Source organism: Streptomyces mutabilis, assembly GCF_014649815.1.
Taxonomy (GTDB): domain Bacteria; phylum Actinomycetota; class Actinomycetes; order Streptomycetales; family Streptomycetaceae; genus Streptomyces; species Streptomyces mutabilis.
This window is the reverse complement of the sequence record NZ_BMTT01000022.1, coordinates 20,612-35,644: the sequence shown is the minus strand read 5'-3', so window position 1 is coordinate 35,644 and position 15,033 is coordinate 20,612. Positions and strand designations below refer to the sequence as shown.

At 71.4% G+C, this 15,033-nt stretch carries 15 protein-coding genes; 6 read left to right on the top strand and 9 right to left on the bottom strand.

The features are described 5' to 3' along the window. Positions 1-2: 2 nt before the first annotated feature. Positions 3-1,271 (bottom strand): aspartate aminotransferase family protein, encoded by a 1,269-nt coding sequence (locus tag IE142_RS29930; RefSeq protein ID WP_191888639.1) that lies wholly within the window; start codon positions 1,269-1,271, stop codon positions 3-5. A gap of 267 nt (positions 1,272-1,538) precedes the next feature. Between IE142_RS29930 and IE142_RS29925 the strand changes: the two genes are divergently transcribed. The 3 genes from IE142_RS29925 to IE142_RS29915 all read left to right on the top strand — a co-directional run bounded on the left by IE142_RS29925 (position 1,539) and on the right by IE142_RS29915 (position 4,493). Further along, entirely contained in the window at positions 1,539-3,188 is a 1,650-nt protein-coding gene (locus IE142_RS29925) for a PucR family transcriptional regulator (RefSeq protein ID WP_191888638.1), read from the top strand. Between the two features lie 266 nt (positions 3,189-3,454). Beyond that, positions 3,455-3,820 carry a GPP34 family phosphoprotein gene (locus IE142_RS29920; RefSeq protein ID WP_191888637.1) on the top strand — a complete coding sequence of 122 codons (366 nt, stop codon included), beginning with the start codon at positions 3,455-3,457 and terminating at the stop codon, positions 3,818-3,820. Positions 3,821-3,920: 100 nt separating this feature from the next. Beyond that, positions 3,921-4,493 carry a dihydrofolate reductase family protein gene (locus IE142_RS29915; protein ID WP_191888636.1) on the top strand — a complete coding sequence of 191 codons (573 nt, stop codon included), beginning with the start codon at positions 3,921-3,923 and terminating at the stop codon, positions 4,491-4,493. Here the strand turns inward: IE142_RS29915 and IE142_RS37055 are convergent. The 5 genes from IE142_RS37055 to IE142_RS29895 form a co-directional block, all read right to left on the bottom strand. Next, complete coding sequence (locus IE142_RS37055) at positions 4,448-4,675, bottom strand: hypothetical protein (RefSeq protein WP_229830986.1); 228 nt, start codon at positions 4,673-4,675, stop codon at positions 4,448-4,450. The genes IE142_RS29915 and IE142_RS37055 overlap by 46 nt on opposite strands. Positions 4,676-4,921: 246 nt before the next feature. Continuing rightward, positions 4,922-7,303 (bottom strand): beta-xylosidase/alpha-l-arabinosidase, encoded by a 2,382-nt coding sequence (locus tag IE142_RS29910; RefSeq protein WP_191888635.1) that lies wholly within the window; start codon positions 7,301-7,303, stop codon positions 4,922-4,924. Further along, on the bottom strand, positions 7,300-8,118 hold the full coding sequence (locus tag IE142_RS29905; protein ID WP_191888634.1) for a carbohydrate ABC transporter permease: 819 nt from the start codon (positions 8,116-8,118) through the stop codon (positions 7,300-7,302). Before IE142_RS29905 ends, IE142_RS29910 begins: the two co-directional genes overlap by 4 nt. Continuing rightward, positions 8,115-9,071 carry a carbohydrate ABC transporter permease gene (locus IE142_RS29900; RefSeq protein ID WP_191888633.1) on the bottom strand — a complete coding sequence of 319 codons (957 nt, stop codon included), beginning with the start codon at positions 9,069-9,071 and terminating at the stop codon, positions 8,115-8,117. Before IE142_RS29900 ends, IE142_RS29905 begins: the two co-directional genes overlap by 4 nt. Before the next feature lie 10 nt (positions 9,072-9,081). After that, positions 9,082-10,386: an ABC transporter substrate-binding protein gene (locus IE142_RS29895; protein ID WP_191888632.1), complete on the bottom strand. Its 1,305-nt coding sequence runs from the start codon at positions 10,384-10,386 to the stop codon at positions 9,082-9,084. 137 nt (positions 10,387-10,523) lie between these two features. On the opposite strand from IE142_RS29895, the gene IE142_RS29890 reads away from it, so the two are divergent. Further along, positions 10,524-11,606 carry a LacI family DNA-binding transcriptional regulator gene (locus IE142_RS29890; protein ID WP_191888631.1) on the top strand — a complete coding sequence of 361 codons (1,083 nt, stop codon included), beginning with the start codon at positions 10,524-10,526 and terminating at the stop codon, positions 11,604-11,606. On the opposite strand, the gene IE142_RS37050 is transcribed toward IE142_RS29890, so the two are convergent. Continuing rightward, positions 11,590-11,838 (bottom strand): hypothetical protein, encoded by a 249-nt coding sequence (locus IE142_RS37050; RefSeq protein ID WP_229830985.1) that lies wholly within the window; start codon positions 11,836-11,838, stop codon positions 11,590-11,592. The genes IE142_RS29890 and IE142_RS37050 overlap by 17 nt on opposite strands. Before the next feature lie 94 nt (positions 11,839-11,932). Between IE142_RS37050 and IE142_RS37430 the strand changes: the two genes are divergently transcribed. Beyond that, positions 11,933-12,055 (top strand): hypothetical protein, encoded by a 123-nt coding sequence (locus IE142_RS37430; RefSeq protein WP_268252987.1) that lies wholly within the window; start codon positions 11,933-11,935, stop codon positions 12,053-12,055. A gap of 8 nt (positions 12,056-12,063) precedes the next feature. Here the strand turns inward: IE142_RS37430 and IE142_RS29880 are convergent, their stop codons facing one another. Together IE142_RS29880 and IE142_RS29875 are read right to left on the bottom strand one after the other, a co-directional pair. Then, complete coding sequence (locus tag IE142_RS29880) at positions 12,064-12,474, bottom strand: ribosomal maturation YjgA family protein (protein WP_191888630.1); 411 nt, start codon at positions 12,472-12,474, stop codon at positions 12,064-12,066. A gap of 9 nt (positions 12,475-12,483) precedes the next feature. Next, entirely contained in the window at positions 12,484-13,980 is a 1,497-nt protein-coding gene (locus tag IE142_RS29875; protein WP_229830981.1) for a fused MFS/spermidine synthase, read from the bottom strand. Between the two features lie 211 nt (positions 13,981-14,191). Between IE142_RS29875 and IE142_RS29870 the strand changes: the two genes are divergently transcribed. Then, positions 14,192-14,896, top strand: coding sequence for an OBAP family protein (locus IE142_RS29870; protein WP_229830979.1), 705 nt, complete (start codon positions 14,192-14,194; stop codon positions 14,894-14,896). The last annotated feature ends 137 nt before the right edge of the window (positions 14,897-15,033 follow it).

The window sequence follows — 15,033 nt, the reverse complement described above, 5'->3', positions numbered from 1 at the left end:
GCTCACCGGCCCTCGGCTCCCGAGACGCCGGCCTCGACGGCGGCCGTCCACGCCCGCAGCCCCTCGTCGATCTCCGACTCGCCGATCACCAGCGCCGGGATCATCCGTACGACCTGGTTCCAGGCGCCGCACAGCAGCAACAGCAGGCCCTCGTCGACGGCGGCCCGCTGGACCCGGGCCGCCGTCCCGGGGTCGGGCTCGCCGTCCTCGGTGACGAACTCGCAGGCCAGCATCAACCCCATGCCGCGTACGTCCCCGATGGCCGGCGTACGGGCGGCCACCGCCTCCAGTCCCTGGCGCAGCCGCGCCCCCATGACCTCGGCGTTCTCGACGAGCTTCTCGTCGCGTACGACGTCGAGGGTGGCGCACGCCGCGGCGCACGCCACCGCGTTCGCGCCGTACGTGCCGCCCTGCGAGCCCGGCCACGCCTTCCGCATCAGTTCCTCGGCGGCGGCGATGCCGGACAGGGGGAACCCGCTGGCCAGCCCCTTGGCCGTGACGAGGATGTCGGGCGTGATGCCGAAGTGCTCGTGGCCCCAGAACCGGCCGGTGCGGCCCACGCCGGTCTGCACCTCGTCAAGGATCAGGAGGAAGCCGTGGCGGTCGGCACGCTCGCGCAGGCCCTCCAGGAAGGCGCGGGTAGCGGGCACGTACCCGCCCTCGCCGAGTACCGGCTCGACGACGACGGCGGCGGTGTCGGCGGGCGAGGAGATCGTCTGGAGGGTGTAGTCGAGCTCCTTGAGGGCGAAGCGGGTGGCGGTTTCCTCGTCCCAGCCGTAGCGGAAGGCCGTCGGGAACGGGGTGACGACCACGCCGCTCATCAGCGGTGAGAAACCGGACCGGAAGCGGGTGCCGGACGTGGTCATGGAGGCGGCGGCCACGGTCCGGCCGTGGAAACCGCCGTGGCAGACCAGGACGTTGGGGCGGCCGGTGGCCTGGCGGGCCAGGCGCAGCGCCGCCTCCACCGCCTCACTGCCGGAATTGGTGAAGAACAGGCTGTCCAGGCCGGCGGGCAGCACCTCGCCGAGCCGGTCGACGAGCCGGCGCAGCGGCTGGTGCATGACGGTCGTGTACTGCCCGTGGATCAGGGTGCCCACCTGCTCCTGAGCGGCGGCCACCACCCTGGGGTGGCAGTGCCCGGTGCTGGTGACGCCGATGCCGGCGGTGAAGTCCAGATAGCGGCGGCCGTCCTCGCCGTGGAGGTGGACGCCCTCGCCCCGGACCGCCGTCACGGGCGTGGCCTGGCGAAGGTGCGGCGACAGTGCGGTCATGCTCGTCTCCCGGCCTGGTCGTCGGTTCTGCTGAGTAGTCGGCTGCGCTGCGTCTCCCGAGACATGCCCTCGGTACGCGCCCGGACAACGCGTGATCTGTCCGGGCGGGGCGCGGTATCCGGACGTTGTGTCAACCGGTGTCCTCCCAGCGTGCCGCCGATACCCGCCGGGTGCCCCTCCCGGGCGCCCTTGCGCAGGTCAGTGGCGCTTGTCAGAGTGGCAAAGGGCGCCCCGGGCGCCGAACGGGACCGGTGTGCAGGAGGCAGCGTGAGCGGGAAACCGCACCTCGGCCCGGCGGGCCGTCCGCTCACCGTGGCCGACGTGCTGGCCCTGCCGGTCGTGGCCGACGGCGACCCGCGAGTGGTGACCGGCCTGGAGCACGTCGACCGCCCGGTGCGCTGGGTCCACATCACCGAACTGACGGACCCGGCCTCCTTCCTCAAGGGTGGCGAACTGGTCCTCACCACCGGTATGCCGCTGCCCGACGACGCGGGCGGGGTGCGCCGCTACGTCGACGAACTCGCCGCGGTGGGCGCCGCGGCCCTGGTCATCGAGCTCGTCCGCCGGTACCACCGGCCGCCCGACGCGCTGGTCGACGCCTGCCGGGCGCGCGGCCTGCCCCTGGTCACGCTGGCCAAGGACGTGAACTTCCTGGAGGTCACGCAGGTCGTCCACACACTGATCCTCGGCAACCAGACGGACGCGATGCGCCGGACCCAGCGCGTCCACGAGGCGTTCACCGCCCTCACCCTGCGAGGCGCCGGCCCCGGGGACGTGCTGCGCGCCGCGGCGGAGATGAGCGGACACACGGTCGTCCTGGAGAACCTGGTCCACCGGGCACTGATCTGCGAGCCCTCCGGCAGCACCGCGGAGACCGTGCTCGCCGACTGGGAGCGGCGCTCCCGGTCCACTCCCGCCGCCGACCGGGCGGGAATCCGCGGGCCCGAGGGCTGGCTCGTGGCGCCGGTCGAGTTCCAGGGCGAGGCCTGGGGACGGGTGGCCATGCTCCACGGCCCTCCCGGCCGGTCCGGCCCGTTCCGCGCGGCCGCTCCCCCGCCCTTCGGCCCCGAGGACGTCACCGTCCTTGAGCGCACGGCGATGGCCCTTACCATCGCCCGCCTCACCCGTCCCACGCCCTGGGAACGCGCCGCGCACCGCGACGCCCTGCGCGACCTCAGGGAACAGCGTCACCACTCCCCGGCGGACGCGCACGCCCGCATCGCGGCGCTCGGGCTGCCCACGGAGCACACCCGCTTCGTCGCCGTCCTCGCCGACGTCCCGGCCGAGGCGGACACCGCGAGGACCGAGGCCCGCATCTCCGAGGAACTGGACGCGTCGGGAACGCAGGCGCTCGTCGGGCTCCTGGCCCCCGCCCGCATCGGCGTGCTGCTGGCGCTGCGCCCGTCCCGGCCCTGCCGGCAGTCGGTCGAGCACGTGAGCCGGACCGCCCTGGACTCCGCCCCGGGCGCGACCGTGTGCGCCGGCTCCCCGGCCGAGGACCTCGCCGACGTCGCCCGTTCGTTCCGCGAGGCGGCCCGGGTGGCCGAGGCGACCGGGCCTGGTCAGCCCCTCCCGCCGGACCGCTCCTTCCACCTACGGTCCGACGTCGGCCTTCCCCGCCTGCTGTACGCGCTCCGCGACGACACCCGGGTGCAGGAGTACGCGGAACGGCAGTTGGGCCGCCTCCTCGACCACGACGCCCGGCACGGCACCGACCTCCTGGCCACCTTGCGCGGCTACCTGGACGCCGCCGGCAACAAGACCGCCGCCGCCCGCGCGGCGGGCGTGTCCCGGGAGACCGTCTACCAACGCCTGCGCACCGTCGAACGGCTGCTCGGCCGCGACCTGGAGTCCGGTGAACAGCGCACCGAACTCCACGTGGCGCTGCAGGCGCTCGACGCCCTGCGGGGGCGCTGACCTCGCAGGGAAACCGGCGGTGCGGCAACGGCGGGTACGGGTGGGGGCGTCCGCGAAGGCACGGGCGAGAGCCTCACCCGCGACCGCCGCCCAGCCCGGCACCTGAGGACCGAACACAGGGCATCTCCCTCGGGGATCCCCACTCCCCTCGGCGAGCAGTTCCTGCTCCTCTCGCTGGACCACGAGTCCGGCACCGCGAGGGAGACGGCGCGAGTGGCGCCGGCGCTCGCCGCGGCCGCGCTGGTGGAGTTGCACTGGCGGGCCGCGTGGAGGTGACCGACGAGAAGGTCACCGTCGTCGACGCGACGCCGCTGGGCGAGCCCGCCTGGACGCTTCGCCGGCGACTCGGCTCCGTGGAAGCGGCGGTGCGCCGGCGCCTGGAGGCCGTCGTCCTGGGCGGCGCGGCACCGGACGAGCGTACGGCGTCCCTGGCGGCCCTGCTGCACGGGGCGAAGCTGCACCGCCCGGCCTTCCCGGACGCCGCAGCGCGCCGCGCGGTGGCGGCCGTGGAGTCGGTCTCGCAGGGCCGGTGGTCCGCGGCGGCCGTGCGTCACGTCGTGAAGGCGGCGGAGGACGCGCTGGCGGTGATCGTCGCGGTGACGGCGGTGACGACGGTCGTCAGGACCGTCTGACGTTCACGCGGGACGGAGCGATGAGTTTCGCGCCGACCGGCGGTCGTACATCTCGAACATGCTGGAGCACGGATTCGAGACAGACAGTGGGGAACCGCAGATGCGTACCTTGATCAGCACCGCCTTCGTCTCGCTCGACGGCGTCGTGGAGGCCCCGGGCGGCGAGCCCGGATACCGGAACTCCGGGTGGACCTTCAAGGACGTGGAGTTCCTGCCCGAGGCGTACGCCATCAAGGACCGGGAACAGAAGGAGGCCACGGCGCTGCTGCTGGGCCGGGTCAGCTACGAGGCGTTCAGCCCGGTGTGGCCGGACATGGAGGAGTTCCCCGGCTACAAGGTGATGCCGAAGTACGTAGTCTCCACCACCCTGACCGACGACGACCTGGTGCCGAACTGGGGCGAGACCACGATCCTGCGCTCCCTCGACGAGGTCGCCCTGCTGAAGGAGACCGAGGGCGGCCCGATCATCGTCCACGGCAGCGCCGCGCTGAACCGGAGCCTGTCCGACGCCGGTCTGATCGACCGCTACCACCTGCTGGTCTTCCCGCTCCTGCTCGGCGCGGGCAAGCGGCTGTTCAGCACCACGGACAAGGACACCCAGAAGCTGAGGCTCGTCGAGCACGAGGTCTACGCCAACGGTCTGCAGAAGCAGGTCTTCGACGTCGTGCGCTGACCCGGCTCAGCCGCGCGGCGCGCGGCGCAGCACGAGGCCCCCGACGGCCGCGAGTGCGGGGAAGCCGCCTTCGGCATGAGCGCGGTGCCCGTCACACCGACGGCGATCAGCACGGCACCGGCGGCGCGCTGGGCCGGGACGTCCTCGTGCTCCTCCGCGGAGCGCAGCAGCCGGCCGCCCATCCACAGGGCGGGCGCGGCGGCCCGGCCGCCCCGGTCCGTTACGAGTCGAGGAGGTTCCCCGGGCGATGTCGGCGAGCACGTCGCGGTGGATCACCGCGCCGATGGCACCGTGGGCCAGACCGACGAACTGAACTCGGCGTCCGGCCGAGCGTCGCGTCATGTCCCCATCGTACGGGCGGCCCGCTTCCGACGAGCGGCGCACCCGGGCGGGTTGCCGGGTGCGCCGCTCGTGGTCCGGCCGGCGGATCAGGCGTCGGCGGCGCCTTCCTCGGCGAAGACGGCGTGCAGGCGCCGGGTGTGGTCGACGCGGCGCTCCGGGCCGGTGAGCGTGACCGAAGCCGTCAGGCGCGTGTCGGTGCTGGAGGCCGCGAACCGCAGTTCCAGGTCGCCCGGCTCGACGACGCGGTGGCCGTCACGACCGGTGAAGGAGGCGAGGTCGGCCGGAACCGTGACGCGCACCCGGCGTTCCTCCCCCGCCTCCAACGGCACGCGGGTGTAGCCGATGAGACGCTGCACCGGCTGGACGACGGAGGCGACCGGGTCGTGCAGGTAGAGCTGGACGACCTCGGTGCCGTGCCGCTCGCCGGTGTTGCGGACGGTGAACTCTAGCGAGAACTCGCCGTCGGTGGGTGCTTCCTTGCCGTCCACCGCGAGGTCGCTCCACTCGAATGCGGTGTACGCGAGGCCGTGCCCGAAGCCGAAGGCGGGCGTCGGGTCGATGTTGGACACCTCGCTGGCGTGGGCCAGCCGCGCCCCGAGGTAGGTGGTCGGCTGGGATCCCGCTCCGCGCGGCACGCTGACCGGCAGTCGGCCGGAGGGGTTCGTCCGTCCGCTGAGCACCCCGGCGACGGCGGCGGTGCCCTCCGCGCCGGGGAAGAACGACTGGACGATCGCGGCGGACTCCGCCACGGCCCGGCCGAGGGCGTACGGGCGCCCCGCGAGCAGCACCGTCACGACCGGCTTGCGGGTGTCGAGCAGCGCGTCGAGGAGCTGCTGCTGGGCGCCGGGCAGGGCCAGCGACTCGGCGTCGCAGCCCTCGCCGCTGGTGCCGCGGCCGAACAGCCCGGCCCGGTCGCCCAGGACCGCGACGACGACGTCGGCCTCCCGGGCCGCCTGGACGGCCTCGGGGATGCCGAAGACGTCCCCGTCGTCGACCCCGGTGCCGCGTACGACGGTCACCTCCGCGTCGGGGAACTCGGCGGCCAGCGTCTCGCGCAGGGTGGGCAGTTCGATGCCGACCGGGGTTCCGGGGTGGTGGACGCCGATGTGCTGCGGGAAGGAGTAGCAGCCCAGTACGGCGGTGGGCTCGTCGGCGTTGGGTCCGACCAGGGCGATGCGGCGCGGCCGGACCAGCGGCAGGGTGCCGTCGTTGCTCAGGAGCACGACCGCCTCCTCGGCGACCGTGCGGGCCAGCTCCCGGTTCTCCGGGCCGTCCAGGTCGATCCGGCCGCGCAGGGCGTCCAGGTCGTCCAGGTCGGCGTCGTGGAGCGCGGTCGGTACGGGGTCCCAGTCCGGGTCGAGCAGACCGAGTTCGGCCTTCTGCGTGAGCACCCGGCGCAGGGCGCGGTCGATCACCGCCTCCGGGACCCGGCCGGCGGTCACGGCCTCGGCCAGGGGCGCGCCGAACGTCTTGACGGTGGGCAGTTCCACGTCGACGCCCGCGCGCAGTGCGGCACCGGCGGCACCGGCCCAGTCGGCGGCGATGCCGTGCAGGGTCTTGAGGAAGGCGATGCCGAAGTAGTCGGCGACGACGGTGCCGTCGAAGCCCCAGGTGTCCCGGAGCAGCCCGGTCAGCAGGTTCTCGTCGGCCGCGGCGGGCACACCGTCGACGTCGGTGTAGGCGTGCATCACGGACCGGGCACCGCCCTCGCGGATCGCCATTTCGAAGGGCGGCAACAGGATGTCGGCGCGCTCGCGCGGCCCCATCGGGGCGGGTGCGAGGTTGCGTCCGGCGCGTGAGGCGGAGTAGCCGACGAAGTGCTTGAGGGTGGCGACGATCCCGGCGTCCTCCAGGCCGCGGACGTAGGCGGTACCGATGGTGCCGACGAGGTACGGGTCCTCGCTGATGGTCTCCTCGACCCGGCCCCAGCGGGCGTCGCGCACCACGTCCAGGACTGGGGCGAGGCCCTGGTGGACGCCGACGGAGCGCATGTCGCGGCCGATGGCGGCGGCCATGCGGTGGACCAGGCCGGGATCGAAGGTGGCACCCCAGGACAGTGGGACGGGGTAGGCGGTCGCGCCCCAGGTGGCGAAGCCGGCCAGGCACTCCTCGTGCGCGAGGGCGGGGATGCCGAAGCGGTTGGCGGAGGCGATGCGTGCCTGGGTGCGCAGCAGGGACAGCGCGCCGAGCGCGGGGTCGACGGGGGCGGTGCCGAACGGGCGGGTCAACTGGCCCAGTCCGGTGGGCAGGAGGGCGTCGAGGTCGACGGCCTCCTCCATGTCGTGCTGATGGGGGGCGACGTCTCCGCCCTCGTCGGACGCGCCGACCCACACGCCGTACAGCTGGGCGATCTTCTCCTGCAGGGTCATCGCCTCGATCAGCGCGGAGACCCTGGCGGAGACGGAGTGGGCGGGGTCGTTCCAGAGGGGGATTTCGGGGGTGGTTCCAACGGCCACGTCGGCGATCACTTTCCTCCGACGCCCATCAGGCCCTGGACCAGGGCACGACGGGCGAACAGGTAGACGAGCAGGATGGGCGTCATGGACAGCACCACGGCTCCCAACAGGCCGGGGATGTCGATGCCGTGTTCGGTCTGGAAGTTGTAGAGCCCCAGGGTGACGACCTTGGTGGCGTCGGACTGGGTCAGCACGAGCGGGAACAGGAAGCCGTTCCACGCCTGGAGCGCGGAGAACACCACGATCGTGGAGAGGCCGCCGCGGGAGAGCGGCACGACGAGCTGGAAGAACATGCGCCGCGGGCTCGCGCCGTCCATCGCCATGGCCTCGTACAGCTCCGGCGAGATGTCCCGCATGGTGCCGCTGAGGATCAGGGCGGACATCGGCAGGCAGAACGCGGCCGTGGGCAGGATGACGCCGAGCAGGTTGTCGTACAGCCCGGCCTCGCTGATCAGGTAGAACATCGGCACGATCACGGCCTGGGCCGGGATGGCGAGGCCGAGCAGGAACAGCCGGAAGATCGCCGACGTGGCCCTGCCGCGGCTGCGGACGATCGCGTAGGCGAGCGGCGGGACCAGCACCAGGACGATGCCGATCACGCTGACGGTGACGACGAGCGTGTTGAGGAAGTACTGGCCGAACCCCGAGTCGAAGGCGCCGGTGTAGTTGTCCAGCGTGAAGCTGTCCGGGATCGAGACCGGGCCGTTCTCGGCGTAGTCCTGGCGGGTGCGCAGGGTCGCTGCGAGCATCACGTACAGCGGGAGGCCGACCAGGAAGAGCCAGACGAGCGATCCGGCGCCGCCCAGGTAGTTCGGTCGGCGCCTCATGACACACCCTCCATGGAGCTGCGCATCTTGTCGTAGCCGGAGACCCGGACGACGATCAGCGAGATGACCGTGGCCGCCACGACCAGGGCCAGGGCGATCGCGGAGCCGGTGCCGTAGTCGAAGCTCTTGAACGCCTTGTCGTACATGTAGTAGGCGCTGATGGTGGTGTCGGTGCCGGGGCCGCCCTGGGTCAGGATGAGGACCGTCTCGAACGTGGTCAGACCCCCGACGATCATCAGGATCATCGAGGTGATCATGGAGGTGCGCAGCTGCGGCAGGGTGATGTGGAAGAACTGCCGGTAGCGGCCCGCCCCGTCGATCTCCGCCGCCTGGTACAGCACCGGCGGGATCGCGCGGGCCGCGCCCTGGTAGATCAGTGTGTGGAACGGGGTGAACTGCCAGGTGCTGACGAACGCCAGCACCCCGATGGCGGTGGCCTGTTCACCGAACAGGTTGCCGTCGCCGAACAGCCAGGTCGCGTCGGCGGGGATGCCGAAGTTCGGGTCGAGCAGTGCCCGCCACAGCACGGACACGGCCGTCGCGGACAGCAGCAGCGGGATGAAGTAGATGACCGACAGGACGGCGCGGTTGCGCTGGTGACCGGCGGCCCAGACGCCGAGCAGGATGCTCAGCGGGGTCTGGAGGACCACGCCGAGCGCGGTCAGCAACAGGGTCAGCCAGATGCTCTTGAGCATGACCGGGTCGTCGATGAGGCGCGACCAGTTGTCCGTGCCGACGAACTCGGGCGAGCTGAGACCGTCCCAGCTCATGAAGGACAGCACGGCCACCATGATCAGCGGCACGATCGCGAACAGGGCGAAGAACACTGCGGCGGGCAGCGCCCAGGCGAAGCCGGGGCGGCCCACCTTGGTCGTGGACGAGGCGGGCGGCCGCCGCCGGGACTCCTTGCGGGGCCCGGCGGCGGTCCGGGCGCTCGTGCTCTGTGTGGTCATGAGCCGTTCGTCACTCGGTCGGGAGGGCCTGCATGGCCTGGATGAAGCCGTCCGTGTCGAGCTGTCCGTTGAAGAACTGCTGGACGGCCTTGTGCATGTCCGAGCTCGCCTTCTGCGGGTACGCCTGGTCCCAGGACAGTTGGAACGACGGGGCGTCGGCGACGAGGTCGTACTGGAAGCGCGAGTACTCGGGGGTGCCCGAGTCGTCGATGAACTCGTCGGTGTCGGTCGTGGTCGGCAGGTTGCCGATGTCCAGCTGCGCCTTGACGAACTCGTCGGAGTACATGAGCTTCAGGAACTCGGCGACGGCCTCGGGGTGCTTGGTCTTCTTCATCACCGAGTAGTAGTTGTTGGTGTTGCCGGCGACGTTGGCCGCGTCGCCCTTGCCGCCCTCGACGGCCGGGAACGCGGTGTAGCCGAGGTCCTTCTCGGCGAAGTCCGGGTGGTCCGTCAGCTGCTGGGAGTAGTACCAGGAACCCATCAGCTCGAAGCCGGCCTTGCCGGAAGCCACCAGCTGGGCCGAGCCGCCGTTGGTGTACTTGACGGAGTCGTAGTTCTTGCCGAAGGCGCCGGTGTCGACGAGCTCCTTGATCATGTCGAGGGCCTTCTTGCTGTCCGGGCTCTCCCAGGCGCTCTTGTCGCCCCCGATGGCCTTCTCGAACAGCTCCGGCCCGGCTATGCGGTCGTAGAGGTACTGGAACCACATCTGGGTGGGCCAGACGTCGCCTCCCCCGAGCGCGATCGGCGTGACGCCCTCGTCCTTCAGCTTCTCCACCGCGGCGAGCAGCTCGCCCCAACTCTTCGGCGGCTGGACGCCCACCTCTTCGAGGACCTTCTTGTTGTGGAAGAGCAGGACGGGCTGGGTGCCGCGCATCGGGATGCCGTACGGCTTGCCGTCGACGACGGCGTTGTCGAAGACCGTCGGCAGGAACTTCTTCTCCAGGTCCGGGTTCTTCTTGATCATGTCGTCCAGCGGCATCAGCAGGTCCGCCTTGACGAACGGCTTGATGCTGCCGCCGCCCCAGTTGAAGAAGATGTCCGGAGCCTGGGGGGTGTTGATGATCGTCTGGAGCTTCTTCTGGTAGTCGGCACCGGGGATGGTGTCGAGCACCGCCTTGACGTCGGACGTCTTGTTGAAGGTGTCAACGATCTGCTGTTCGACCTTGTTGCTGGCGTCCCCGTAGACCAGGACATGGATCTTGCCGTCGTCCGACGACGCCCCGCCGTCCCCTTCGCCGCAGGCCGCAAGGCTCAGCGCCAGGGCGAGCGTCGCGCCGGTGGCGACCAGTCTGGGCAAGCGCGCACGTGTCTTCATCGTTCGCCTTTCGAAAGTTTCGACTTCATCACCGAAAGTCCATGCCGTCGGACAGTAAAGTCAGTCGGGATTTACGGTCAATGGCCGTGCGCGGGACGACCCAAAACGTTATCGATCGCGTGAACTATCCTGCTGGCATGCACGATGAAGTTAGGGTGAGCGCAAGGGTGACGCTGGCCGAGGTCGCGAAAGAGGCGGGTGTCTCCCCTCCGACAGTTTCGAAGGTCCTCTACGGTCGTTCGGATGTCTCCAGCGGCACCCGGTCGCGGGTCGAACGGCTGCTGGAGGGGCACGGTTACCGTCGACGGGCGTCGGACCGGCCGCGCTCCCCGCTCGTCGAACTCGTCTTCCACGAGCTGGACAGCGTCTGGGCGGTGGAGCTCGTGAAGGGTGTGGAAAACGTTGCCAAGGCCCATCGGGCGACCGTCGTGCTCACCCGGAGCGGTACGCGGCACGCGCCCGCTCCCGACTGGATCGAGGGAGCGCTCCGCCGCAGGCCGCTGGGGGTCGTGCTGGTCTTCTCCTCGCTCCCGGCGGAGGTGAAACACCGGCTCCGCTCGCGTGACATCCCGTTCGTCATCGTCGACCCGGCCGGCGATCCCGATCCCGACGTGCCGTCCGTGGGCTCCGCCAACTGGGCCGGGGGCCTCGCGGCGACGCGCCATCTCACCGACCAAGGGCATGAACGCGTCGCGATCATCACCGGCCCCGAGGACATGCTGTGCGCACGGGCCCGCCTCGACGGCTACCGCTCGGCGATGGCCGTGGCGGGCCTGCCCGTCGATCCCCGCCTGGTCCGCTTCGGCGACTTCCAGGTGGCCGGCGGCTTCGAGCACGCCATGGACCTGCTGGACGGCCCCGACCGGCCCACCGCCGTCTTCGCGGGCAGCGACCTCCACGCCCTCGGCGTACTGGAGGCTGCCCGGCTCAAGGGACTGCGCGTCCCGGCGGAGCTCTCGGTGGTCGGCTACGACGACGTGCCGCCCGCCCAGTGGTCGAGCCCGCCGCTGACCACGGTCCACCAGCCACTGCAGCACATGGCCGAGGAGGCGACCCGCATGCTTTTCCGCCCGGACGGCGCCGGCAGAACCGCCCGGCGCATCGAACTGGCGACTCATCTGGTCGTGCGGCGGAGCACCGCACCGCGGCCCGGACCGTCCGGTTCCTTACGCCGGGAGCCGGGCGTGGCGCCCGGAGCGCGGTTCAGCGCAGGCGCGTGACGAGGACCTGCCGGTCGGTGGCGGTGGACGACTCCCCCAACAGGTCCGGCGGTACGGCGTCGTACGCCACCGCCCGGCCGTGGGCGTCGGTGGACGGGCCGGACGCCGGCCTCTGGTTCGCCGTGCCGTCGGGCCGCGCGGTGACCGTGTCGGTGCGCCCGGTGCGCAGATCCATCCGGTAGATCACCTGGAGCGGGCCGCGGAGCACCCGCTCCTCGGCCGCCACGAACACGACGTGCCGGCCGTCCGCGCTCAGCCTCCCGGTGTGCGTGGCGAACTACGGTTCCGGCCCGAGGACATGGCGCAGGGCCCCGTTCCTGAGGTCCTTGACGAAGACGTCACCGGTGTCGTTGGTGCCCCGGGGCCGCAAGGTCCGGCACGTGAAGCGGAACGAGACGTACCGGCCGTCCGCGACGCTCGACGCCGGACGAGCGCTGAGCACCACGTAGCACAGCGCTCAAGCTCCACGTCGCACAAGCGATGAAGGACGCTCGCCACGGACCGCTCCCGAGGACGCGACGGCGAGCCACCCGGCCAGCGCACCGACCGCGTACCAGAACAGGTCCGGCGCGTTGAAGGTCGAGCCGAGCACCAGGCGAGCGGCCGTGCTGCGCCGGGAAAGCTCCGCCGGTACGTCACTGAGCTGCAGGAACTCGACGCCCCAGCTCACGGCCAGCGCGATGGCCGCCGCCTTGGCCGCGGTCACCCGCGGCGCCGCCAGGAAGACGAGGGCGAAGATCAGCAGGGTGTACAGGCTGTCCCCGCCGTACTTGGCCACGTCTCCCGCCGTCACCGCCCTCAGTCCCAGACCGGCGCCGACGGTCAACAGCGCGGCCATGGCGGCCCGCAGACGGATCCCGTCACCCATCGGCTGTCCTCACCCGACCTGCGGGCCGTGCGGTTGCAGGAGTTGGTCGACGGGTGCGTAGTCGTCGGTGAGCGGTCGGGCACCGTCGATCCACGAGGTGAGTGCGTCACCGGTGGCGATGTCCCAGCCGACTCGCCCGTCGTCAAGCGCTTCCCGGGCCGCGCGCAGGTCGACCGGCCGGTCGGAGGCGAGCACCACCAGATTGCCACCGTCGGGGGTGGCGGCCCGGCCGGTGCCGATGTCGGCGGGCTCGCCGAGGAGGGCCACGTGCTCGAACATCTCGCCGAGCGTGGCCACTTCGGCACGCGCGAAGGCCATGTCACCGTGATCGATCAGATTCGCGACGTACAGGCCGTCATCCTTCAGCACCCGCCGTACGTCGGCCATCGCTTCCACCGTGGTGAGGTGCCACGGCACACTGACGCCCCCGAAGGCGTCGCCGACGACGAGGTCACGGCTGCCGGTCCCCAGCCTCCGCAGACCGAGTCTGCCGTCCTCCGTGCGTACGTCGACCCCGGCTTCCGGACTCAGACCGAACTCCTCACGGTCGATGCGCACGACCCCTCCGTCGATCTCGGACACGAGGCTGCGCGTCCCCGGCCGGGTGGCCGCGAGGTAACGCGGAAAGGTGAGCCCTCCGCCGCCCAGGTGGTAGGCGGCGATCGGCTCACTCCCGGGAAAGACGGTGTCCACCACCGACGCGATCGCACGGACATAGGTGAACTTCAGGTACGTGGGGTCGTCGACGTCGACGTAGGAGTGTCGCACGCCGTCCAGCACCAGCGTGCGGCCGCCGTCCCGGCCGGGGTCCGCCACGACCCGTGCGCAGTGGTACTTGGTCTCCGCGTCGCAGCCGCCGGGCGCGGGGACGGTGGCCAGACCGCCGGCCACGACCACCAGAGTGAGGGCAGGGGTGCCGGTCCACCCGCGCGCTCGCCATCCGACCAGCGCCGAGCCGGCCATCAGCAGTACGCCGAGACTGATCAGGATGCCGCTGACCGGCAACCGTGAAATGAGGACGAAGCCGGTGAGGACGGTACCGACGATGGCCCCGACGGTACCGACGCCGGACAGCCGGCCGACCACCGTCCCGGTCTCGGCGAGGCTGGTGAGCCGCAGCTTGGTCACCATCGGCGTCACCGCGGAGAGCAGCGCGCCCGGCACCAGGATGGTCAGACCCGCGACGAGCAGGAGCAGCACGGGCGCCCACTCCGCGGTGCTGCGCAGGACGGCGGGGGTGAGTGCCACGGCCGCGCCCGACACTCCCAGCGCGGGCCCCAGCAGCCGGCGGGGATCGACCAGGTCCGCGAGGCGCCCGCCCAGCCAGGAGCCGAGGGCGATCGCGGTGAGGGCGACCCCGATCACCATGGTGCTGGTCTCCAAGGTGAGACCGAGGTACGGGGCCAACAGCCGCAGTGCGACGATCTCGACGATCAGGACCGCTGCGGAGGACCCGAACACCAGCGCGGCGGCGGTACGGGACCCGAGCCCATGGTCGCGAGGCATGTCTCCGGCGGCAGACGAGGAAGGCGGTCCGGTCACGGACGACATCCTCGCACGCGGCTCGTCGACCGCGTGGCGGCCGACGGGCGGTGGCTCGTTACGGCTGCCGGGCACAGGGCACTCGCCGTCCATGGCACCCACACGAGGCACTCACCGTTCGAGTGGTTCCGGCGTGAGGCCGGCCGCGTCCATCGGTATAGGAGCCGCGGCAGGCGTGACCGCCGCGGTCGGACTGCTGTTCGGGCGCAAGGCGGCGACGATCAGCAAGGTCGGCAAGGGGCATCCCCTCAAGCACCGCGTGCTCGACCTGGCCGCCGGGGCGGTACAGACGAAGTACCCGGTCGACGCGATGAGCACCTACCTCAACGGCTTCCACATGTACGCCGACGACATGGGCCGGCAGGTCGAGGCCACGCACTTCTGCACTCACCTCCGGCACGACCTGCATCAGTGCGTGATCTTCGACCGCAACGCGCCCGACGCCCGCCTGATAGGCATCGAGTACATCATCAGCGAGGAACGCTTCCGCGGCCTGCCCGAGGACGAGAAGCGGCTGTGGCACAGCCACCACTACGAGGTCAAGTCCGGCAGCCTCACCGCCCCCGGCATCCCCGACCTGGCCGAGCACGCCTACTTCGAGGACCTCGTGACCACCTACGGCAAGACGTTCCACACCTGGCAGTACGACCGCGACGACTTCCCCTACGGAATCCCGCAACTGATGATGGGCTTCACCGACGACGGGCAGGCCTCGGACGAGATGATCCGGGCCCGGGACGAGCGGCTCGGCATCTCGACCTCCGGCAATCGGCAGAAGCGGGCGGACATCCCCATGCCGGAGGTGGCACCGGGCGCCAACGCGTGGGAAAGCGGCCGGACCGTGCAGACACGCATCGAAGAGGTCGATTTCAAACGCTGACCTGATGACCGGGCCGGGCTTCAGGTCCTTCACCCGCCGGTCGGCAGTCAGGCAGCTGAATCGCCACAACGGCCCACGGCTCCGGGTCCTGATGCCACACCCTCGCCGAAGATCCGGCACTCGACGGCAACTCCCGT

Bases quoted from the DNA above. Each gene is read 5' to 3' on its own strand.
- IE142_RS29930 (WP_191888639.1), bottom strand. From the start codon at position 1,271: ATGACCGCACTGTCGCCGCACCTTCGCCAGGCCACGCCCGTGACGGCG.
- IE142_RS29915 (WP_191888636.1), top strand. From the start codon at position 3,921: ATGCGTACCTTGATCAGCACCGCCTTCGTCTCGCTCGACGGCGTCGTG.
- IE142_RS37055 (WP_229830986.1), bottom strand. From the start codon at position 4,675: ATGGGCGGCCGGCTGCTGCGCTCCGCGGAGGAGCACGAGGACGTCCCG.
- IE142_RS29905 (WP_191888634.1), bottom strand. From the start codon at position 8,118: ATGAGGCGCCGACCGAACTACCTGGGCGGCGCCGGATCGCTCGTCTGG.
- IE142_RS29900 (WP_191888633.1), bottom strand. From the start codon at position 9,071: ATGACCACACAGAGCACGAGCGCCCGGACCGCCGCCGGGCCCCGCAAG.
- IE142_RS29895 (WP_191888632.1), bottom strand. From the start codon at position 10,386: ATGAAGACACGTGCGCGCTTGCCCAGACTGGTCGCCACCGGCGCGACG.
- IE142_RS29890 (WP_191888631.1), top strand. From the start codon at position 10,524: ATGCACGATGAAGTTAGGGTGAGCGCAAGGGTGACGCTGGCCGAGGTC.
- IE142_RS29880 (WP_191888630.1), bottom strand. From the start codon at position 12,474: ATGGGTGACGGGATCCGTCTGCGGGCCGCCATGGCCGCGCTGTTGACC.
- IE142_RS29875 (WP_229830981.1), bottom strand. From the start codon at position 13,980: ATGCCTCGCGACCATGGGCTCGGGTCCCGTACCGCCGCCGCGCTGGTG.